The sequence below is a fragment of the Megalodesulfovibrio gigas DSM 1382 = ATCC 19364 genome (genome assembly GCF_000468495.1).
Classification (GTDB): Bacteria; Desulfobacterota; Desulfovibrionia; order Desulfovibrionales; family Desulfovibrionaceae; genus Megalodesulfovibrio; species Megalodesulfovibrio gigas.
The window spans coordinates 919,480-939,218 of the sequence record NC_022444.1; the positions used below are offsets into that span (position 1 = coordinate 919,480).

Sequence of the window (19,739 nt, forward strand, 5' to 3'; positions counted from 1 at the left end):
TCCCATGACCACGCCTTCCGCCGTGCTTTCCGCCATGCCGAGCTCCCTGCCGGCCCCGCAGCTTTCCCCCAACGCCGAGACCGTGCTGGCCAAGCGCTACCTGCGCAAGAACCTGCAAGGGGAGATCACCGAAACGCCGCAGGAGCTCTTCTGGCGCGTGGCGACCGCCGTGGCCGAGGCCGAGCGGGCCTATCCCGACTCGCCCTGGAGCGCGGAGACCCTGGCCGAGGCCTTCTACCTCATGATGTCCCGGTTTGATTTTCTGCCCAACTCGCCCACGCTCATGAACGCCGGGGCCTGCCTGGGACAGCTGGCGGCCTGCTTTGTGCTGCCCGTGGCCGATTCCATCGACGACATCTTCGACGCCGTGAAGCATGCCGCCCTGATCCACAAGTCTGGCGGCGGCACAGGGTTTTCCTTTTCCCGGCTGCGTCCCAAGAACAGCCGCGTGGGCTCCACCGGCGGCGTGGCTTCGGGGCCGCTCTCCTTTTTGCGGATCTTCAACACCGCCACGGAGCAGATCAAGCAGGGCGGCACCCGGCGCGGGGCCAACATGGGCATCCTGCGCGTGGACCATCCGGACATCCTGGAGTTCATCGCGGCCAAGGAAAAGGAAGGGGAGCTGAACAACTTCAACCTCTCCGTGGCCCTGACCGAAGCCTTCATGCAGGCCGTGGAAAAGGACGCCGAATACTCCCTGGTGGAGCCGCACACCGGCCAGGAAGTGCAGCGCCTCAAGGCCAAGGACGTCTTTGAATTGCTGGTGACCAAGGCCTGGGCCAGCGGCGATCCCGGCATCATCTTCCTGGACCGCATCAACCGGGACAACCCCACGCCGGACCAGGGCGAGATTGAATCCACCAATCCCTGCGGCGAACAGCCCCTGCTGCCTTACGAGGCCTGCAACCTGGGCTCCCTGAACCTTTCCCAGTTCCACCTGCCCGGGGACGTCTCCCCCAGCGGCGTGCACGGCAGCATTGACTGGGACCGCCTGAAAGAGACGGTGCAGCTCGCGGTGCGGTTTCTGGACAACGTCATCGATGTGTCCCGCTATCCCCTGGAGCAGATCACCGACACCGTGCGCCGCAACCGCAAGATCGGCCTGGGCGTGATGGGCTTTGCGGACCTGCTCTTCCAGCTGCGCATCCCGTACAACTCCGCCGAGGCCCTGGATCTGGGCGAGCGGATCATGGAATGCATCCAGGACGAATCCAAGGCCGCCTCGGCGCTGCTGGCTGCGGAACGCGGGCCGTTTCCGGCCTATGCCACCTCGGCCTTTGCCGCGCGCAAGGAAGGCCCCTACCGCAACGCCACCACCACCACCATCGCCCCCACGGGCACGCTTTCCATTCTGGCGGCCTGCTCTTCCGGCATTGAGCCGCTCTTTGCCCTGGCCTTCACCCGCCACGTGCTGGACGGCGCAAAGCTCATGGAATCCAACCCGTTCTTTGAGGATGCCCTGCGCGAAAGCGGCCACCATTCCCCGGCCCTGATGGAGGATGTGGCCACCAAGGGCACGGTGCACCACATGCGCCATCTGCCGGATTGGATCCGCCGCGTGTTCGTCACGTCGCACGACATTTCCGGGGAATACCACCTCAAGATGCAGGCCGCCTTCCAGCGGTTCACGGACAATGCCGTCTCCAAAACCGTGAACCTGCCCAACGCCGCCAGCAAGGACGACGTGCGCCAGATCTACACCATGGCCTACACCCTGGGCTGCAAGGGCGTGACCGTGTACCGCGACGGCTGCAAGCAGGTGCAGGTGCTGTGCACCGGCGAGCAGGGCCAGGCCCAGCCCGCGGACGGCAAGCCCAGCAAGGTGAAGCAACGGCCCGAGGTGATCTACGGCTTTACCCACAAGATCAACACCGGCCTGGGCATTTTGTACCTGACGGTGAACGAGATCGACGGCAGGCCCTTCGAGGTCTTCGCCACCATCGGCAAGTCCGGCCGGTCCATCACCGCCAAGGCCGAGGCCATCGGCCGGCTGGTGTCCCTGGCGCTGCGTTCGGGGGTGGAGCCGGCCGCCATTGTGGGTCAGCTCAAAGGCATCGGCGGCGAGCACCCGGTGTTCCGCAAGAAAGGGATGATCCAGTCCATTCCCGACGCCGTGGCCTGGGTGTTCGAGACGCATTACATGGGCGGCACAGACACGTCTGCCCCTGCCGAAAAGAACGGCCTGGCCTCCCCGGTGTGCCCGGACTGCGGCGGCGACCTCATCTACCAGGAAGGCTGCTTCTGCTGCCAGGGCTGCGCCTATACCAAGTGTGGCTAGAGCAAGCTCTCTTTGAAAGGAGAGCTCGGGGGAAAACCTTTCTGAAGAAAGGTTCTTCCCCCGAACCCCCTTTCCAAAGACTTTTTTTGGTATAATTCCAAAGAACTATCAAAGTGTTGGAGGAGGAGAGCGCGAGAGGGATGGAGGTGGGGAACACCGTTCCCAGGGTTCTTGACCTGGGCGCAAATGTCGCGCACAGTCGGCGTCGTCAATCCCGCGCTGTTCCGTGCGCGATTCCGTGCGCTGCATGGAACACTGCCCCCGGAAGCGGCACGAACCGTCACAAACCCCGATGTCGCCATGCCCATCATTGATCTGCAGCACCTCTCCTTCAATTTCGGCTCGTACTGGGCCGTGAAGGATGTCTCGTTGACGCTGGAGAAAGGGGATTTTCTGTACGTGACCGGTCCTTCCGGCGCGGGAAAGACCTCACTGCTGCGGCTGCTGTTCGGCGCGCTGCCCGTGGCCAGGGGCCGGGCCGAGGTGGCCGGGGTGACGCTGAACAATCTTTCGCCTTCCCTGCTGCCCCTGCTGCGCCGGCAAGTAAGCTTTGTGTATCAGGATTTCCGCATCCTGCCGCACCGCACCGTATCCCAGAACGTGGCCCTGGCCCTGCAGGTGCGCATGATGCCGCGGGAGCAGATCGAACGTCGCGTGCGGGCCGTGCTGCGCAGCCTGCAGCTGGAAGCCAAGGCCGACGTGCCCTGCAGCGACCTCTCCGGCGGGGAGCAGCAGCGGGTGGCCGTGGCGCGGGCCATTGTGGTGAATCCGCAGATCATCATGGCAGACGAGCCCACGGGCAACCTGGATCCGGAACTGTCCTTGCGGCTCATGGAAATTTTTTCTCACTTCAATTCCTTCGGCGCCACTGTCATCCTGGCCACGCACAGTCCGGAGCTGCTGCGCTACCAGCCTCGGGCCAAGCGCATCAAGCTGTCCTTCGGCAAGATCGTCGCCGCCAACTGGCCGGGGTGCACGGTGCATCCGGATTAGCCGGGAGCCCGCCGGGAGCGAGTCATGTTCGACGTGTTTCTCCAGCTTGTCGTCAAAGGCGTCAAGGACCTGCGCACCAACCCCTGGGCCCAGGGCATGACCTTTGCTGCGGTGGTGCTCATTGCGCTGCTGGGCGGCATGTTCCTGCTGGTGCTGCACAACCTGGATCAGGAACTCTTGCGGGTGCGCGGGGATGTGCTCTTCCAACTGTACTGGAAGCCCGATGCGGATCTCAAGGCTGTGCAGGAGCAGTGGACAGAACTGCGGGGCCTGCCCGGCGTGCAGGACATGGTCACCTTCACCCCGGATCAGGCCCTGAAAGACCTGAGCAGCCGGCTGGGCAAGGATGTGGACCTGCGGTTCATCAAGGACAAAAGCCCCCTGCCGGCCACGGCCATGCTCTCCTTTGCCCGCACCGGCGAGGGAGACGGGGGCGTTGAAGGGGATCAGGGCTGGATTGACGAAACCAAGGTCTACCTGGAACGCCTGCCCGGCATGGCCATGGTGCGCTACAATCCCATGCGCACCGAGCTGGTGCGGGCCTGGGGCACGCTTTCGGACCGGGTGATCCTGCCCCTCATCGCCTTTCTGCTGGTGGTGCTGGGGCTGGTGGTGGGCAACACCATCAAGCTGTCCCTGCTGACGCGCGCCAATGAAATCGAGATCATGCGCATCGTGGGCGCGCGGGAATGGTACATCCGCCTGCCCTTCGTGGCGGGCGGCACGGCCCAGGGCTTTGCCGGCAGCATCACCGCGCTTTTTCTGCTCAAGATCGTGCAGCTGCTGCTGCAAAACGTGTTCAATTTCCCGCCGCTGTTCTTCCAGTTCCGGTATCTGCCAACCTCGCACATGGCCCTGCTGGTGCTCACCCTTTCCGGTGTGGGGCTGATGGGAAGCTGGCTGGCCGTACGGCGTGCCCATTCATGACCCCTCTTTGCAAGGAGTTTCCATGCGCAGCCATCGCATGACCACCGGCCTGGAACGTGCGCCGCACCGTTCGCTGCTGCACGCCCTGGGCCTGACCCGGGAAGAAATGGAACGCCCGCTGGTGGGCGTGGTCAACGCCGCCAACGAGATCGTTCCCGGCCATCTGCATCTGGACATCATCGCCAACGCGGTGAAAGCCGGCGTCCGCATGGCCGGCGGCACGCCCATCGAGTTCCCCACCATCGCCGTGTGCGACGGTCTGGCCATGCACCACGAAGGCATGCGCATGAGCCTGGCCAGCCGCGAGTTGACGGCGGATTCCATCGAGATCATGGCCACGGCGCATCCCTTTGACGCCCTGGTCTTCATCCCCAACTGCGACAAAAGCGTGCCCGGCATGCTCATGGCCATGCTGCGGCTGAACCTGCCGTCCATTGTGGTCAGCGGCGGCCCCATGATGGCCGGCGCCACGCGGGGCAAGAAATCCGCGGACCTCATCACCGTGTTCGAGGCCGTGGGCAAGGTCAAGCGCGGCCAGATGGACGAGGAGGAGCTGGCGGATCTGGAGGCCTGCGCCTGCCCCGGCTGCGGCTCCTGCTCCGGCATGTTCACCGCCAATTCCATGAACTGCCTCACCGAGGCCATCGGCCTGGGCCTGCCCGGCAACGGCACCATCCCGGCCACCACGGCCGCACGGGTGCGTCTGGCCAAGCAGGCCGGCATGCAGGTGATGGAGCTGTTCACCAAAAACATCCGCCCCCGGGATATCGTGACTGAAAAGTCCGTGGCCAACGCCGTGGCCTGCGACATGGCCCTGGGCTGCTCCACCAACACCGTGCTGCACCTGCCGGCCATCTTCCGCGAAGCCGGCCTGCCCCTGACCCTGGACGTCTTCAATGCCGTGAGCCGCAAGACGCCCAACCTGTGCAAGCTCTCCCCGGCCGGGCCGCATTACATCCAGGATCTGCACGCCGCCGGCGGCATCCAGGCCGTGATCCTGGAGCTGTCCAGAAAGAATCTCATCGACCTGGACGCCCTGACCAGCACCGGCCGCACCGTGGGTGAAAACCTGACGGCCCTCAAGGTCGCCAATCAGGATCCCGAAGTCATCCGCCCCATCGAACGGCCCTACGCCCCCGAAGGCGGCATCGCCATTCTGTACGGCTCCCTGGCCCCGGACGGCTGCGCCGTGAAGCAAAGCGCCGTGGCCGAGAACATGCGCGTGCACACCGGCCCGGCCCGTGTCTTCGACAGTGAGGACGAGAGCGTGCAGGCCATCCTGGGCGGCAAGATCACCCCCGGCGACGTGGTGGTCATCCGCTACGAAGGCCCCCGCGGCGGCCCCGGCATGCGCGAGATGCTCACCCCCACCTCCACCATCGCCGGCATGGGCCTGGATGGACAGGTGGCCCTGGTGACGGACGGCCGCTTCAGTGGCGGCACCCGCGGCGCAGCCATCGGCCACGTCTCCCCCGAGGCGGCCTCGGGCGGTCCCATCGCCCTGGTGGAGGAAGGGGACATGATCAGCATCGACATGCCCAACCGCTCCATCCAGCTGCTGGTGGACGACGCCACCCTGGCGGCCCGCAAGGCAGCCTGGACGCCGGTGGAAAAGCCCCTGGATTCCCCCTTCCTGCGGCGGTACCGGGCGCGGGTGTCTTCCGCGGCCACCGGCGCGGTGTTGGACTAGAGCGCGTTATCTTTGAAAGGAGTTCTCGGGGGAAAACCTTTCTGAAGAAAGGTTCTTCCCCCGAACCCCCTTTNAAAGGTTTCCTCTCTCGCAACGTCCTTTTTCAAAATTAAAATGCCCTAACCGGAATTGCACAACAGCATGGTTGGATCCGACACCGTCTCTGCGCTCCAGCAGTGGCTGGCCTCCCCCCGAGGGCAGTTTTTTCATGCCCGGCAACGCCGACTGCTGGAGCGCATGCTGGCGGCCTGGCCCCGGCGCGGCCGCAGCCTGCTGGAAATCGGCTGCGGTCCCGGCCACCTGCTGGACGTCTTCTGGCAGTCCGGCTTCGACGTCACCGGGACGGATCATTCCCCGGCCATGCTCGCCGCCGCCCGGGAACGGCTGGGGCATCGGGTGGATCTGCATCTGGCGGCCTACGATCACCTGCCCTTTGCCGATCGGGAGTTCGATTATGTGGCCCTGACCGGCTGCCCGCCCACGCGCGAGCACCTGGCCGAGGCCGTGCGGCTGGCCTCGCGCGGGGTGCTCGTCACCTTTTGCAATCGGCTGTCCCTGGCTGGCGCGGCGTCGCTGCTGCGCCGGCCGAACAGCTTTCCGCCGCCCCGGCAGACGGCCTGTTTCTGGCCGGTGCAGCGCCGCCTGCGGGCCCTGGCCAGGGCGCAGGCCTTTCCCAACGCCCGCAACAGTCGTCTGGCCCAGCGCTCCACCCTGCTGGGTCCCCCGCTCAGCTGGGTGGACCACATGCCCTGGAGCCTGCTCAACGATTGGGTGTGCCTGCTGCCTGTGGGGGCATGGCACGTCATCCGGCTGGATCTGGCTCCCACCGTGGGCATGACGCCCCTGGTGCAGCTGGCCAAGGGCAAGCTGGCGCCCAGCCTGCGCACCTCCTCCTGCGCGTCCTTTTCGGACAAGGCCCCCTGCCTGAACGACAAGACACCCCGCTTTTGACATGCGTCACAAGCTGGGCTATGCAAGTCGCCTTCCATTGAAATTTTCACTGTGGTTTCCATCATGCAGTCATTGACCAAGATCAAAGGGTTCGCCGACCTCTTCGAACCCGAGAGCCTCGTGTTTCGCCACCTGGAAGAGACAGCCCGCGCCGTGTTCGGCCGCCACGGCTACCAGGAATTGCGCACGCCCATCCTGGAGCGCACGGAGCTGTTCCAGCGCTCCATCGGCGAGGAAACGGACGTGGTCCAGAAGGAGATGTACACCTTCCCGGATCGCAAGGACCGTTCCCTGACCCTGCGTCCCGAGGCCACGGCCGGGGTGATGCGCGCCTTCATCGAATCCGGCCTGCACACCCGCGAACCGGTTTCGCGGCTGTTCACCACCGGCCCCATGTTCCGCTACGAGCGGCCGCAGAAGGGCCGCATGCGGCAGTTCCATCAGGTCAACGTGGAGTGCCTGGGCCTGGATGCGCCATGGGTGGATGCGGAAATCATCGCCATGCTCTGGAGTTTCCTGCAGGCCTTGCAGCTGCCCGGCCTGCGGCTGGAAATCAACTCCCTGGGCTGCCCCCAGTGCCGGCCGGCGTACATGGAGACCCTGCACGCGTTCCTGGCCACCACCAGCGACGCCGACCTGTGCGAGGACTGCGCCCGCCGCCGCCACAAGAATCCCCTGCGCCTGCTGGACTGCAAGGCCGCCGGCTGCCGCGCCATCATGCAGGACGCGCCCAAGATTGCCGACTGCGGCTGCCCGGCCTGTCAGGAGCACTTTGCCCAGGTGCTGGCCCTGCTCCAGGGCGTGGGCATTGAGCCGGTGGTCAACCATCGGCTGGTGCGCGGGCTGGACTATTACACCCGCACCACTTTTGAAGTCGTGTCCGGCGATATCGGCGCGCAGGCGGCCGTGGCCGGCGGTGGCCGGTACGATGGGCTCATCCGGCAGCTCGGCGGGCCGGATCTGCCGGGCATCGGCTTTGCCTGCGGCATGGAGCGTCTGGCCCTGCTGGCCCAGGCCCCGGCCAAACCGCGGCCGGCCTTCTGCATGATTCTGCCAGACCCCGGCCTGCTGCCCCAAGCCTTCCCCCTGGTGCGCCAGCTGCGCGAGCTGGGCCTGCCCGGCGACCTGGGCGAGCCCGGCAAGAGCTTCAAAAGCCAGATGCGCGCAGCCAACCGCATCCAGGCCCGGTTTGCCCTCATCCTTGGCCCGGACGAATGGACCAGCCGCGTGGTGCAGTGCAAAAACCTCGGCGACGGCACGCAGACCCCCCTTTCCCTGGACGACATCCCGGCGCTTGCCCGGCACCTTACCGCGTGAGGCGGCATATCATCATGGACGAACAGCAGCTTTCTCCCTCCAGCGGCCCGGCTTCCATCCAGGAACAGCACCGCCAGCACATCCAGCCCCTGGGGGACTGGGTGCGCAGCCACAAGAACAACGGCCTGCGCAAGGCGGACGCCGGCACCACCGTCACCCTCATGGGCTGGGTGCAGTTCCGGCGCGACCACGGCGGGCTGATCTTCATCGACCTGCGCGACCGCTTCGGCCTGACCCAGGTGGTCTTCGAGCCGGACACCGCACCCGAGGCCCACGAGCGCGCCCACATCCTGCGCACGGAATACGTGCTGGCCATCCGGGGCACGGTGCGGCCGCGGCCCGAAGGCATGGTCAATCCCAACCTGGAGACCGGCGAAATCGAGGTGGTGGTCAGCGACTGGAAGCTGCTGAACACCTCCCGCACGCCGCCCTTCCTCATCGAAGACCGTGTGGAGGCAGCCGATTCCCTGCGGTTGCAGCATCGCTACCTGGATCTGCGCCGGCCTTCCGTGGGCAGAAACCTGGTGCTGCGCTCCGCCGCGGCCAAGGCCGTGCGGGACTACCTGAGCGACGACGGCTTTCTGGAAGTCGAAACCCCGGTGCTCACCAAGTCCACCCCCGAAGGCGCACGCGACTTCCTGGTGCCCTCGCGCCTGAACCAGGGCCAGTTCTTCGCCCTGCCGCAGTCGCCCCAGTTGTTCAAGCAGCTGTTGATGATGTCCGGCATGGATCGCTATTTCCAGATCGTCAAATGCTTCCGCGATGAAGACCTGCGCGCCGACCGCCAGCCCGAATTCACGCAGATCGACATTGAGATGAGCTTCACCACCGAGGAAATGGTCATGGCCATGGCCGAAGGGCTGATGGCCTCCGTCTTCAAGAAGACCCTGGGCATCGACATCCCCCTGCCCATGCCGCGCATGACCTACGACGAAGCCATGGACAAGTACGGGCTGGACAAGCCGGACCTGCGCTTCGACCTGCCCCTGACCGACGTGACCCACGTGGTGCGCGGCTCGCAATTCAAGGTCTTTGCCCAGGCCGCCCTGGTGAAGGGCCTGCGCGTGCCCGGCGGCGAGTCCATGACCCGCAAGGAAATCGACGACCTGACGGAATTCGTCAAGATCTACGGCGCCAAGGGCTTGGCCTGGATCAAGGTGCGGGAAAACGAATGGCAGTCGCCCTTTGCCAAGTTCCTGTCCGACGAGGAACGCGCCGGCCTGCAGGCCGCCCTGAACATGCAGGTGGGCGACCTGGTGTTCTTCCAGGCCGGGGATGCGGACATGGTCAACACCGCCCTGGGCCAGCTGCGCAATCGCCTGGGCGAGATGCTCGGACTCATCGATCCGGACGCCTTCGCCTTCACCTGGGTCACGGACTTCCCGCTGTTTGAATTCGATCCCGAAGAAAAGCGCTGGGTGGCCCGGCACCATCCCTTCACCTCGGTGCAGGATGCCTTTGCCTCCACCATGGCTGCGGACCCTGGCACGGCCAAGGCCCGCGCCTATGACATGGTGCTCAACGGCTACGAGATCGGCGGCGGCTCCATCCGCAACCACACCCGGCCCATGCAGGAAGCCATGTTCACGGCCCTGGGCTTCAGCCAGGAGCAGGCCGAGGAGGAATTCGGCTTCCTGCTGGAGGCCCTGGACCACGGCGCGCCCCCGCACGGCGGCATCGCCTTCGGCTTCGACCGCATTGTCATGCTCCTGTGCAAGGCCACGTCCATCCGCGACGTCATCGCCTTCCCCAAGACGCAGAAAGGCTCCTGCCCCATGACCGAGGCCCCCTCCGCCGTCTCTGCCCGCCAGTTGCGGGATCTGGGGCTCAAACTGCGCGAAAGCGCCAAGGCCTAGCGCTCGTTGTTTTTGAAAAGAACTCTCGGGGGAAAACCTTTCTAAAGAAAGNGTTTTGGAGGGGGAGAGCGCGAGAGGGGGAGAACCTTTTTCCAAAAGGGTTCCGCTCTCGCAATATCCTCTTTCAAACGTAATTTGCCCTCGTCTCTGTTGCGGGTTGCCTCCTTTTGGAAGCGTGGTTACTGTGAACGACATGGACATTGAACAGACCCTGGAACGTCCCCTCGACGGCAAGATCCTTCCCCTGTGCACTTGGCCGGATCCCGTGCTGGGCGGGGAATGCACTGCCGTGCGGGCCGTGACCGACGAAATCATGGATCTGGCGCGGAACATGGCCGCCACCATGTACGCCAGCCAGGGCATTGGATTGGCCGCGCCGCAGATCGGGCAGCCCCTGCGCATGATCGTGGTGGACGTGACCGGGCCGGACAAGCGCGAGCAGCTCATCACCCTGCTCAACCCGGTCATCGAACACGCCGAGGGCTGCATCGACAGCGACGAAGGCTGCCTCTCCCTGCCGCAGTTCCGGGCCAATGTGGAACGCGCCGAAGTCGTGCGTGTCCGCGGGCAGGATCTGGAAGGCAATGAGGTGGTCATCGAGGCGGAAGGGCTCCTGGCCGTGTGCCTGCAGCATGAAATCGATCATTTGCGGGGCGTGCTGCTCATCGACAAGGTGGGCCGGCTCAAACGCAGCATGTATGAACGCAAGATCGCCAAACGCGTCAAACGCGCGTAGCGAGTGCAAGGAACGCCGATGCGCATCATCTTCATGGGCACGCCCGGCTTTGCGGCCACGGTGCTGGAGTCCATCCTGTCCTGGCCCCAGGGCGAGGTGGTGGGCGTGTTCACCCAACCGGACCGCCCCGCCGGCCGCGGCGGCAAGATGCGCCCGCCCGAGGTCAAGCAGCTGGCCCTGGCCCGCGGCCTGCCCGTGTTCCAGCCCCTGACCCTCAAGGGCGAAGAACACCTGCGTCTGGTGACGGACCTGGCCCCGGACGTGGCCGTGGTGGCTGCCTACGGGCTCATCCTGCCCCGGGCCGTGCTGGATGCCCCGCGGTACGGCTGCCTGAACGTCCACGCCTCGCTCCTGCCCAAATACCGCGGCGCCGCACCCATCCAGCGGGCCATCCTGGACGGCGAACTGGCCACCGGCATCACCATCATGCAGATGGATGCCGGGCTGGACACCGGCGACATCTGCCTGCAGCAGACGCTCATCATCGGCTATCAGGACACCGCGGCCATCATCCATGACGAACTGGCCGCCATGGGCGGCGCGCTGCTGGTGAAAGCCCTGGAGCGCCTGGAGCCGGGCACCCTGCCGCGCATCCCCCAGAACAGCGACCGCGCCACCTACGCCGCCAAGCTGCGCAAGGAAGAGGGCGAAATTTTCTGGAACCAGCCGGCCATGGCCGTGCATAACCGCATCCGGGCCATGCATCCCTGGCCAGGGGCGTACACATTCTGGAAGCCGGCCGGCGCTGCCGAATCCATCCGCCTGTCCCTGTCTCCCGGTCTGGTGGGCGAGCCCTTGACGCAGCCTGTGCCCCCCGGCACGGTGCTGGGCCTTACCGACGACCAGCTGGCCGTGGCCTGCGCAGACAAGGCCTACCTGCTGCCCAGCCTGTGCCCGGCCGGCCGCTGCTCCATGGACGCCCGCGCCTTTATCAATGGCTACCTCTCCCGCGCCGCCGGCGAGGCCGTGGTGCTTGGCGAAGCCGAAGGGTCAGGCGAAGCTGTCGATTCCTGATTTCCCGGTTTTCTTCCCTCTCTTTTTGCGCTATGCGGGGAAGCATCGGCGTCCCAACCCCTTGCAGACGGCTCATGCACCCCATGAAACACTTTGCGGCAGACGACACCGCCGCCCGGAAGCGACTGTTTCTCGGGCTCATCACCGCCACCAGCCTGCTGATGACCGGCGGGCTGGCCCTGTTGTGGATCGTCCCGTCCATCGGCCTGGCCAACATCCATTTCGCACTGCCGTATGTGGCCGGCACGGTCACGGTGGCGTTGATAGTCATCGTGCTCTGGGCCTGGCTGTCCCTGGTGCTGCACATCATGCTCAGGCGGCCGGTGCTGCTCTCGCAAAAGCTGCGCGGCGTGACCGTCAAGTTCATGCTGCCCCTGATGACGCTGCTGGGCATGCTGCTGGGGATCTCCAAGGAAAAAGTCCGCAATTCCTTCATCAAGGTGAACAATGAGCTGGTGATGCAGGACTGGCGACGGCATCCGGCAGATCGCATCCTGCTGCTGCTGCCACACTGCCTGCAGGCCAGCGACTGCCCCCGCCGCCTGACCTACAATGTGAACAACTGCAAGCGCTGCGGCCGCTGCCCGATCTGCGAATTGCTGGCCCTGGCCGAGGCCTACGGCGTGCGCCTGGCCATCGCCACGGGCGGCACCATCGCCCGGCGCATCGTGGTCCAGACGCGCCCCCGGCTGATCATCGCCGTGGCGTGCGAACGGGATCTGGCCAGCGGCATTCAGGACGCCTATCCCATCCCCGTCTTCGGCGTCCTCAACGAACGGCCCTGCGGCCCCTGCCTGGACACCCGCGTGGACCTGGACGCCGTGCGCGCCGTGCTGGCCCGGGTGGTGGAAGCACCCGCCGCGGCGCTGCCGCTGGCCCGGAGCGCCTGATGGCTACCCCCACGCCGCCCCTCTCTGGCAACGCCGTGCCTGCTGCCCGACGCTGCGCCCTGGACGTGCTGACCGACGTGCTCGGCACCCAGCGCCCCCTGCAGGAAGCCCTGGACGCCCGGTTGTCCGGCGACCCGGCGCTGAAAACGTCGCCCAAGGATCGCGCCCTGGCCACGAATCTGGTCTATGGCACCCTCAGACACATGGGCCGGCTGGAATCGATCCTAGGCCGGTTTCTGCGCAAACCAGGCAATGTACCCCCGGCAGGGTCGAGAATTCTCCTCGCCGCGGCCTATGAACTGCTGTTTCTGCACCGCATTCCCGCCTACGCCACCCTGAATTGGGCCGTGGAGGCCATGAAGCGGCAGGTCGGCCCCCAGCTGGCCGGCCTGGCCAACGCCGTGCTGCGCAAGGTGGCGGACATCGGGCCGGCGCACCAGGACCTGTCCACCTACCGCAGGGGCAACGACTTCAAGCAGGCGGCCGCGGCCTACTACAGCCTGCCGCCGTGGCTGATTGATTTGCTGATCAAAGAAAAGGGACGGGAAGAGGCCCTGCTGTACATGGAGGCCTTTTTGCGCGAGCCGCCCCTGGGCCTGCGCATCAATCGCACCCGGCCGGGACACGAGGCGGTGTTCACGTCCATTGCCACCATGCATGCCTGTCTGGGGGCCGAGCTGCCCTGGATCATGCTGCATCCGGACAACGATCTGGACGTGGCCAGCTTGGTGGAGAAGGGCATGGCCAGCCGGCAGAGCGCCGCCAGCCAGGCGGCCCTGCAGGCCCTGCAGCCGGCGGATTGGCCGACCCCGGTGTGGGACGCCTGCGCCGGCCATGGCGGCAAGACGCTGTGGCTGGTGGAAGCCGGCGTGCAGCCTGTCTGGGCCTCGGACGTGCACCGCGGCCGGTTGGCTGGTCTCAAGACCGATGCCGTCCGCCTGGGCCTGCCCGTGCCGCCCGTGTTTGCGGCATCCGGCACCCAGCCGCCGCCCTTGCGGCATGCGCCGCGGACCATCCTGCTTGATGCGCCATGCACCGGCCTGGGCGTCATTGCCCGGCGGCCGGACATCAAGTGGCATCGCCGTCCCGAAGAGGTGCAGACCCTGGCCCGGGTGCAGCGGCAGTTGTTGGAGCGGTGCTGGTCCGTGCTGCCTTCCGGCGGCCGGCTGGCCTACATCACCTGCACCCTGACCCATGCGGAGAACGCCGGCCAGGTGGAACGCTTTCTCGCCGGCCACGCCGATGCCCGGGAGCTGACGCGCCACGCCACGCCGCCGGCCTCCCTGGCCCGGGAGTTCTTCTTCGCCAGCCTGCTGGAAAAGCGGTGAGCGTCTGGGCAGATTCCGTTTGCTTCAGCGTGGGTCCGACGTACGCGACGACGATTCCAGGCGCACGCGCTCCACGATCTTGCGGTAATAGTCCGCATCCGCCTCCAGGCAGACGGGCCGCGTCCGCCCCATGTTCATGCGCGTCACCAGGCATTGCAGCTTCTTGATCTGCTGCAGCCGCTCGTGCTCGTCGGTGCAGTGGGAGATCATTTCCGCCAGGGAGTGGGCCTGTTTTTCAAGCTCCAGCTCGGGCGGGCACATGCCGGCATTCTTGAGAATCTTCCAGGCCATGCGGTTTTCCGGCGGGATCATGGAGTCGTCCTCCAGTTCCAGAGGGCGACCCATGCCGGGCAGGTTGGTGAACTGGCCTTCCTCGTAGGCCGCGCGGATGCGCTCCTCGGCGATGCATTGGAAGATTTCCAACCGATTACTCATGGCCGGCCTCCATGTGGGGGCGCAGGGACCGCAGGCCCTGTTCCAACTGCAGCATGATGTGTCCCATGGCCTCGCTTGCGGCCACGGCCGCGGCCTGGGGGGAATTGTCGGCGCACGCCACCGTGGCTTCCAGGGGCAGCCGGCCCAGCAACGGCCCTTTGTTGCGGCTCCAGACCTCGGCCACCAGGGCAATGCGTACCACGCCGCCTGCGCCGTCTGCACCGGCTCCCAGGGTCACGCTGAATTCTTCCACCCGACCGCCCAGCACGGCTGCGTGCTCGGCCCTGGGCCGGTACGGCCACAGCACCCGCCAGGCGCCGCTGCAGGCGAGCTGATCCATGACCGCCTGCGTCACCAGCCGGCGGGGGGAATCCTCCCACATCCAGGTGGTGGCGCTGCGCAGCACCTGACCTTCCTGGACGGCCACGGCGCGGCGGTCCAGGGCGGCGGAGGCCTCGAAGGGCAGCACCGCCAGCACCGGCGCGTGCGTCACCATGGGCGCACCCGTCTGACTGCAGGGACTGCGCACCAGCAGGGAGCGTTCCACCGGCCCTGGCCCCATGCAGCCTGCGCCTGCCAGTGCCGCCAGCATCAGCCCCAGGAGTGCGCCACGGCGCAGCCGGTTCATTGCCGCACCTCGGGAAACGCCCGCGGGGCGCGCAACAATTGCCATGGCCGTTCCTTCACATCCTGCGTGAGCACGGTAAGTTCCTCCGAAAGCCGCTGCACCTGATCCAGCACCTGGGTCAGCTGTTCCTGATTATACCCCAGATCGGTTTGCACCTGGGAGGCAAGGTCCGCATACCGGGTGCCGACCTCATGCACCTGGGCCCGCAATTCCGTGGACAAGGCCGTGAAATCCGTCTGCACCATAACAAAGGTGTCGCGCGCCTGATCCAGGGTGGCGGTGCCGTGGGCCAGGGTGTCCTTGGCCTGCGCGCCCACGCCGTCCAGTTCCGTCTGCAGGGTGCGCACGGTGGCCTGCGCGCTGTTGACCAGGATTTCCAAATCTGCCAGCACGGTGGAAATCTGGTGGATGTTCTCCGGCGTGAAGAGTTGCTCCAGGCCCGTGGCGATGCGCTCCAGCCTGGGCTTGAGGGTGGCGACGAGATCGCCCACCAGGGCGCCGATTTCCGCCAGCCCTGGCGTCTGTTTGGAGATGATGACCGATTCCGGCGGCAGCACGGGGCCGGTCTGGCCCTGCAGGGTCAGCAGCACGTAATAGTCGCCCACCAGACCACGCTGACTGATGCTGGCCACGCAATTGGCATAGAGGGGCATGTTGTCGCGCACGCCGATGGTCACCTGCACCTGCGAGGGATCCGGCGCATACGGGCTGATGGTCACCACGCGCCCGATGTTCATGCCATCGAGCTTGACCGGCTGGCCGACATTGAGATCCTTCACGGTGTCGAACAGAATGGTATACTGGGTGAGCCGCTCCCAGAAGCGGAATCCCCCCAGGGCCACAACGAACAGGCCCAACACGACCAGCCCCAGGACAATGGTGGCCATGGCGCGGAGCATGTCTGCCGCGCTGCGCTCCTTCGGCTTCATTGGTTCTCCTCGCTGTCTCTGCCCGGCATGGGGGTGCTCCGTGCGTGTCGGCATTAAAAATCAAGGGTGGGGCGGGCGCGCTCTCCTGGCTGTCTGGCGAGAAATTGCTGCAGAAAGGCATTTTGCGAGGCCTTCAGGTCCTCCACACCGCCCTGGAACACCAGCTCGCCGGCATGCAGGGCCACCACATGCTGGGCGATGGTGAACATGCTGTCCAGATCGTGCGTCACCACCACGATGGTCATGGTGAAGGTGTCGTGCAGATCCAGGATGAGCTGATCCAGCGCCGCGGCGGTGATGGGGTCGAGCCCGGCGGAGGGTTCGTCGCACAGCAGGATCCGCGGGTCGAGCACCAGCGCCCTGGCCAGGCCGGCCCGCTTGCGCATGCCGCCGGACAACTGGCTGGGGTAATACTCCATAAATCGTTCCAAGCCAACCAGGCTCAGCTTCAGGCGTACCACTGTTTCTATGGTTTCTTCGTCCAGGTCTGTATGCTCGCGCAGGGGCATGGCCACGTTTTCGCCCAGGGTCATGGAGCCGAGCATGGCGCCGTTCTGGAAGAGCACGCCCATGTGCGAGCGCAGGACGTGGCCGGCCTCGGCATCCATGCTGGAGATGTTGTGCCCGTCGATGTGGATGGAGCCGGCGATGGGCTTGTTGAGACCCAGGATATGCCGCAGCAGGGTGGACTTGCCGTCCCCTGAGCCGCCGAGGATGACCGAGATCTTGCCCGCCGGCAGCACAAGATTGGCGTTGCGCAGCACCTCGTGCCCGGGCCAGCCGATGGTCAGATCCTTGATGATGATTTCCGGGGCGTGCTGGGTGGTGCGCATGGCGTCAGCGGTACAGGTAGTTGAGGGCGGTGAAGTAGAGGTCCAGCAGGATGATGATAAAGATGGACTGGACCACGGACCGGGTGGTGCGCATGCCCACATCCGCCGCACCGGCAAAGGCCATGAACCCCTGCCAGCAGCAGACAATGGTGATGGTGAGGCCAAAGCCCATGCTCTTGACCACGCCGGAAAAGAAATCCTGCAGCGTGAGAAAGTTGGCCGTCTGGTTGAAGTAGTCCGCCGCGCGCAGGCCCAGGGCGAGATCCGAAAAAATGCCGGCGCACAGAATGCCCACGAAGTCCGCCCAGATGGTGAGCAGCGGCATCATGACCATCATGGCCAGCAGCTTGGGCCAGACCAGAAACCGCACCGGATCGATGCCCATGACGTGCAGGGCGTCGATTTCCTCGGAGATCTTCATGGTGGCGATTTCTGCGGTAAAGGAGGCCCCAGAACGGCCCGTGGCGATGACGGCCGTCAGCAGTGGCCCGAGTTCGGTGACGATGATGACGCCCACCAGATTGGCCACATAGCTGATGGCCCCGAACTTCTCCAACTGCGCGGCGGACTGCAACGCCAGGATGATGCCCACACACGCGGCAATGACCGAGACAATGGGCACCGATCCCGTCCCCACGGCCACCATGTGCCGCCAGGTCTGCCAGCGATAGAAAGGCTTGGGTTTTCGCTGCCGCCCCAGGGCGCAGGCGTACAGGGAGTTGATGAGCCAGACGAGCGTGGCGAACTCACCAGGCATGGCGCGCTTCTCCAACACTCGATGCCAGCGGCACACCGGCGTGGTCCCACCCGTGCAGCCCCATCGCATCCCCCTCTGTTTGTTTGACCACGTCTTGTTTCCCGTGAAACACGCCGTCGGATCGCCTCAGGTACGGAGTGGTTCTTCCGAGAGCCAGGGCTGCACCTCGGGCTCCGGCAGCAGCGCGATGGCCTTGCGCAGTTCGTCGGGCGAACACGCCGCCGCGCCCACCTCGCCCACCACCACACCGGCCGCATAATTGGCCAGCACGGCGGCGTCCCGCAAGCCAACCCCGCCAGCCAGGGCCAGGGCCAGCACGGCAATCACCGTGTCGCCGGCTCCGGTAACGTCGTACACCCGTTTGGCCACGGTGGGAATATGCACCACCTGACCGGGAGCCTCAAACAAGGCCATGCCGTTGGGTCCCAGGGTGATGAGCAGGTGTTCGCACTTGCACTTCTTAAAGATGGCCAACCCGCCCATGAGGATATCGTGCCGGGAGGAGAATTCCAGCATGCCCGAGGCCTGGCGCGCCTCGCTGGTGTTGGGGGTGATGCAGTAGGCATGCTGATAGAGCGGGAAATTCTTGATTTTTGGGTCCACCAGCACCTTGGGCGGGGTGGGCTGGGCCTTGCACAGCGCCCGGAACCGCTCCAGAAACCGGGCGTTGATGACGCCCTTGCCGTAATCGGAAAGCACCACCACCTCGTGCTGTGGCAGCATCTCCTCCAGGCTTTCCATGAGCAGATCCACCACCGTGGCATCCACCGCGGCGTCGTGCTCCTTGTCGATGCGCAACATCTGCTGATTCTGGGCGATCACCCGCGTCTTGATGGTGGTGGGCCGGTCCTCACTGCGGATGATGGTGGCCTCCACCTGCTCATGACGAATCAGCATGTCCAGGTTCTGGGCGTTGTCGTCTTCGCCGCTCACGCTGATGAGATACGGCCGCCCGCCCATGCGCAGGATGTTGGTGGCCACGTTGCCCGCGCCGCCCAGCATCAGATGCTCGGAGGCCACGCGCATCACCGGCACGGGCGCTTCCGGCGAGATGCGGTTCACGGAGCCCACCAGATAATGATCCAGCATGCTGTCGCCCACCACCAGCACCCGGGTGCCGGCCATCTTTCCCACCATGGCGGACAATCGCCGCTGCAGCGCACCGGTCATAGGGCTTCCTCCTGGCTGGGGGCCTCGGACAAGCCGAGCTTGTGCGTCAGGGCCTGCAATTCATCCATCGAGGCATAGCTCAACACGATCTGCCCCTTGTCGGCGCTGCCCCGAACGGCTACCTTGCAGGGAAAGGTCTGCTTAAGCCGGGATTGCAACGCCGTCAGCAGGACATCGCGCTGCCCGGTGGTCTTGGAGGGCGTGCGCCGGGCAGGCCGCAGGGGGGCGGCGGCTTCCATCGCGTCCGGCCAAGCGCCGTGCTCCTTCCACCAGGCTGCCAGCGCCTCCACCTCGCGCACCGAGAGTTCTTCGTGCAGGATGCGCTCCAGCAGCGTCTGCTGCGCCTGGACATCGGCAATGCCCAGCAGGGCGCGGGCATGCCCGGCAGAAACGCCGCCGCTGCGCACCTGCTCCTGAATGGCCTGGGGCAACTGCAGCAGGCGCAGGGCATTGGCCACGGCGGGCCGGCTCTTGCCCACCTGCCGGGCCAGGGCTTCCTGACTCAGGGCCAGACGCGTCTGCAGTTGCTGCAGGCCCTGGGCTTCGTCCAGGGGATTCAAATCCTCGCGCTGCAGGTTCTCGATGATGGCGATGACGAGGCTGGTGGTGTCGTCAATCTGGCGCACCTGGGCGGGGATGTGCGTCTTGCCGGCCAGCAGGGAGGCGCGCAGCCGGCGCTCCCCGGCCACCAGTTCATAGGACTTTTCGGATCCGCCCGGCGCCCGGCGCACCAGCACGGGCTGGATGACGCCCTGGGCGGCGATGGATTCGGCCAGTTCCTGCAACGACGCCTCAGGAAATTCCCGGCGGGGTTGATTGGGATTTGGGGCGATGGAGTCCAGGGGAAGCTGACGCACCTCCACATCGCCGGAGGCGTCCGCCGCGCCGCGAAGCAACGCATCCAGGCCCTTGCCAAGTCCTCGTTGCATGGCTGCCATATTCACTTCTCCTTGACAGAGTGACTTCACCACGTATTTCATAAAAATTCAACGACACACCGACAGGAG

Annotated in this window: 18 protein-coding genes; 11 read left to right on the forward strand and 7 right to left on the reverse strand. The window is 65.7% G+C overall.

Features of this window, described 5'->3' with window-relative positions; all coding sequences use genetic code 11:
- The first annotated feature begins 4 nt into the window (after window positions 1–4).
- From DGI_RS04025 to DGI_RS04075, 11 genes are all read left to right on the forward strand, one after another.
- A complete protein-coding gene (locus DGI_RS04025; RefSeq protein ID WP_021759431.1) occupies window positions 5–2,278 on the forward strand; it encodes a vitamin B12-dependent ribonucleotide reductase in 2,274 nt (757 codons plus the stop codon).
- A 306-nt stretch (window positions 2,279–2,584) separates the two neighbouring features.
- Window positions 2,585–3,271, forward strand: a complete 687-nt coding sequence (locus DGI_RS04030) for a cell division ATP-binding protein FtsE (RefSeq protein WP_027192765.1) — start codon at window positions 2,585–2,587, stop codon at window positions 3,269–3,271.
- 24 nt (window positions 3,272–3,295) lie between these two features.
- Window positions 3,296–4,198 (forward strand): cell division protein FtsX, encoded by a 903-nt coding sequence (locus DGI_RS04035; protein WP_021759433.1) that lies wholly within the window; start codon window positions 3,296–3,298, stop codon window positions 4,196–4,198.
- A 22-nt stretch (window positions 4,199–4,220) separates the two neighbouring features.
- Window positions 4,221–5,888: a dihydroxy-acid dehydratase gene (ilvD, locus tag DGI_RS04040; RefSeq protein ID WP_021759434.1), complete on the forward strand. Its 1,668-nt coding sequence runs from the start codon at window positions 4,221–4,223 to the stop codon at window positions 5,886–5,888.
- Between the two features lie 141 nt (window positions 5,889–6,029).
- Window positions 6,030–6,839: a class I SAM-dependent methyltransferase gene (locus DGI_RS04045; RefSeq protein ID WP_021759435.1), complete on the forward strand. Its 810-nt coding sequence runs from the start codon at window positions 6,030–6,032 to the stop codon at window positions 6,837–6,839.
- A gap of 63 nt (window positions 6,840–6,902) precedes the next feature.
- On the forward strand, window positions 6,903–8,156 hold the full coding sequence (gene hisS, locus DGI_RS04050) for a histidine--tRNA ligase (RefSeq protein ID WP_021759436.1): 1,254 nt from the start codon (window positions 6,903–6,905) through the stop codon (window positions 8,154–8,156).
- 14 nt (window positions 8,157–8,170) lie between these two features.
- Window positions 8,171–10,012, forward strand: coding sequence for an aspartate--tRNA ligase (gene aspS / locus DGI_RS04055; RefSeq protein ID WP_021759437.1), 1,842 nt, complete (start codon window positions 8,171–8,173; stop codon window positions 10,010–10,012).
- Window positions 10,013–10,205: 193 nt separating this feature from the next.
- A complete protein-coding gene (gene def / locus DGI_RS04060; RefSeq protein ID WP_021759438.1) occupies window positions 10,206–10,748 on the forward strand; it encodes a peptide deformylase in 543 nt (180 codons plus the stop codon).
- 18 nt (window positions 10,749–10,766) lie between these two features.
- Window positions 10,767–11,762 carry a methionyl-tRNA formyltransferase gene (gene fmt / locus DGI_RS04065; protein ID WP_021759439.1) on the forward strand — a complete coding sequence of 332 codons (996 nt, stop codon included), beginning with the start codon at window positions 10,767–10,769 and terminating at the stop codon, window positions 11,760–11,762.
- A gap of 74 nt (window positions 11,763–11,836) precedes the next feature.
- Window positions 11,837–12,652, forward strand: coding sequence for a DUF116 domain-containing protein (locus DGI_RS04070; RefSeq protein WP_021759440.1), 816 nt, complete (start codon window positions 11,837–11,839; stop codon window positions 12,650–12,652).
- On the forward strand, window positions 12,652–13,980 hold the full coding sequence (locus tag DGI_RS04075; protein ID WP_021759441.1) for a transcription antitermination factor NusB: 1,329 nt from the start codon (window positions 12,652–12,654) through the stop codon (window positions 13,978–13,980). The genes DGI_RS04070 and DGI_RS04075 overlap by 1 nt, the downstream gene beginning before the upstream one ends.
- Before the next feature lie 24 nt (window positions 13,981–14,004).
- Here DGI_RS04075 and DGI_RS04080 read toward each other — a convergent pair whose 3' ends face one another.
- From DGI_RS04080 to DGI_RS04110, 7 genes are all read right to left on the reverse strand, one after another.
- Entirely contained in the window at window positions 14,005–14,415 is a 411-nt protein-coding gene (locus DGI_RS04080; RefSeq protein ID WP_034606749.1) for a DnaJ family domain-containing protein, read from the reverse strand.
- A complete protein-coding gene (locus DGI_RS04085) occupies window positions 14,408–15,043 on the reverse strand; it encodes an ABC-type transport auxiliary lipoprotein family protein (protein WP_021759443.1) in 636 nt (211 codons plus the stop codon). The genes DGI_RS04080 and DGI_RS04085 overlap by 8 nt, the downstream gene beginning before the upstream one ends.
- Window positions 15,040–15,972, reverse strand: coding sequence for an MlaD family protein (locus DGI_RS04090; RefSeq protein WP_021759444.1), 933 nt, complete (start codon window positions 15,970–15,972; stop codon window positions 15,040–15,042). The genes DGI_RS04085 and DGI_RS04090 overlap by 4 nt, the downstream gene beginning before the upstream one ends.
- A 53-nt stretch (window positions 15,973–16,025) precedes the next feature.
- The gene (locus DGI_RS04095) at window positions 16,026–16,805 is read right to left on the reverse strand and encodes an ABC transporter ATP-binding protein (protein ID WP_021759445.1); all 780 of its coding nucleotides are present in this window, start codon (window positions 16,803–16,805) and stop codon (window positions 16,026–16,028) included.
- 4 nt (window positions 16,806–16,809) lie between these two features.
- Window positions 16,810–17,562: an MlaE family ABC transporter permease gene (locus DGI_RS04100; protein ID WP_021759446.1), complete on the reverse strand. Its 753-nt coding sequence runs from the start codon at window positions 17,560–17,562 to the stop codon at window positions 16,810–16,812.
- 126 nt (window positions 17,563–17,688) lie between these two features.
- Window positions 17,689–18,732, reverse strand: coding sequence for a D-glycero-beta-D-manno-heptose-7-phosphate kinase (rfaE1, locus tag DGI_RS04105; RefSeq protein WP_021759447.1), 1,044 nt, complete (start codon window positions 18,730–18,732; stop codon window positions 17,689–17,691).
- Window positions 18,729–19,670, reverse strand: coding sequence for a ParB/RepB/Spo0J family partition protein (locus DGI_RS04110; protein ID WP_021759448.1), 942 nt, complete (start codon window positions 19,668–19,670; stop codon window positions 18,729–18,731). The genes rfaE1 and DGI_RS04110 overlap by 4 nt, the downstream gene beginning before the upstream one ends.
- Window positions 19,671–19,739: the final 69 nt, after the last annotated feature.

Coding starts and splice junctions, on each gene's coding strand:
- DGI_RS04110 (WP_021759448.1), bottom strand. CDS start 19,670: ATGGCAGCCATGCAACGAGGACTTGGCAAGGGCCTGGATGCGTTGCTT.
- ilvD (WP_021759434.1), top strand. CDS start 4,221: ATGCGCAGCCATCGCATGACCACCGGCCTGGAACGTGCGCCGCACCGT.
- DGI_RS04085 (WP_021759443.1), bottom strand. CDS start 15,043: ATGAACCGGCTGCGCCGTGGCGCACTCCTGGGGCTGATGCTGGCGGCA.
- DGI_RS04070 (WP_021759440.1), top strand. CDS start 11,837: ATGCACCCCATGAAACACTTTGCGGCAGACGACACCGCCGCCCGGAAG.
- aspS (WP_021759437.1), top strand. CDS start 8,171: ATGGACGAACAGCAGCTTTCTCCCTCCAGCGGCCCGGCTTCCATCCAG.
- DGI_RS04080 (WP_034606749.1), bottom strand. CDS start 14,415: ATGAGTAATCGGTTGGAAATCTTCCAATGCATCGCCGAGGAGCGCATC.
- DGI_RS04095 (WP_021759445.1), bottom strand. CDS start 16,805: ATGCGCACCACCCAGCACGCCCCGGAAATCATCATCAAGGATCTGACC.
- def (WP_021759438.1), top strand. CDS start 10,206: ATGGACATTGAACAGACCCTGGAACGTCCCCTCGACGGCAAGATCCTT.
- DGI_RS04100 (WP_021759446.1), bottom strand. CDS start 17,562: ATGCCTGGTGAGTTCGCCACGCTCGTCTGGCTCATCAACTCCCTGTAC.
- DGI_RS04025 (WP_021759431.1), top strand. CDS start 5: ATGACCACGCCTTCCGCCGTGCTTTCCGCCATGCCGAGCTCCCTGCCG.
- DGI_RS04035 (WP_021759433.1), top strand. CDS start 3,296: ATGTTCGACGTGTTTCTCCAGCTTGTCGTCAAAGGCGTCAAGGACCTG.
- DGI_RS04045 (WP_021759435.1), top strand. CDS start 6,030: ATGGTTGGATCCGACACCGTCTCTGCGCTCCAGCAGTGGCTGGCCTCC.
- DGI_RS04075 (WP_021759441.1), top strand. CDS start 12,652: ATGGCTACCCCCACGCCGCCCCTCTCTGGCAACGCCGTGCCTGCTGCC.
- DGI_RS04090 (WP_021759444.1), bottom strand. CDS start 15,972: ATGAAGCCGAAGGAGCGCAGCGCGGCAGACATGCTCCGCGCCATGGCC.
- hisS (WP_021759436.1), top strand. CDS start 6,903: ATGCAGTCATTGACCAAGATCAAAGGGTTCGCCGACCTCTTCGAACCC.
- rfaE1 (WP_021759447.1), bottom strand. CDS start 18,732: ATGACCGGTGCGCTGCAGCGGCGATTGTCCGCCATGGTGGGAAAGATG.
- fmt (WP_021759439.1), top strand. CDS start 10,767: ATGCGCATCATCTTCATGGGCACGCCCGGCTTTGCGGCCACGGTGCTG.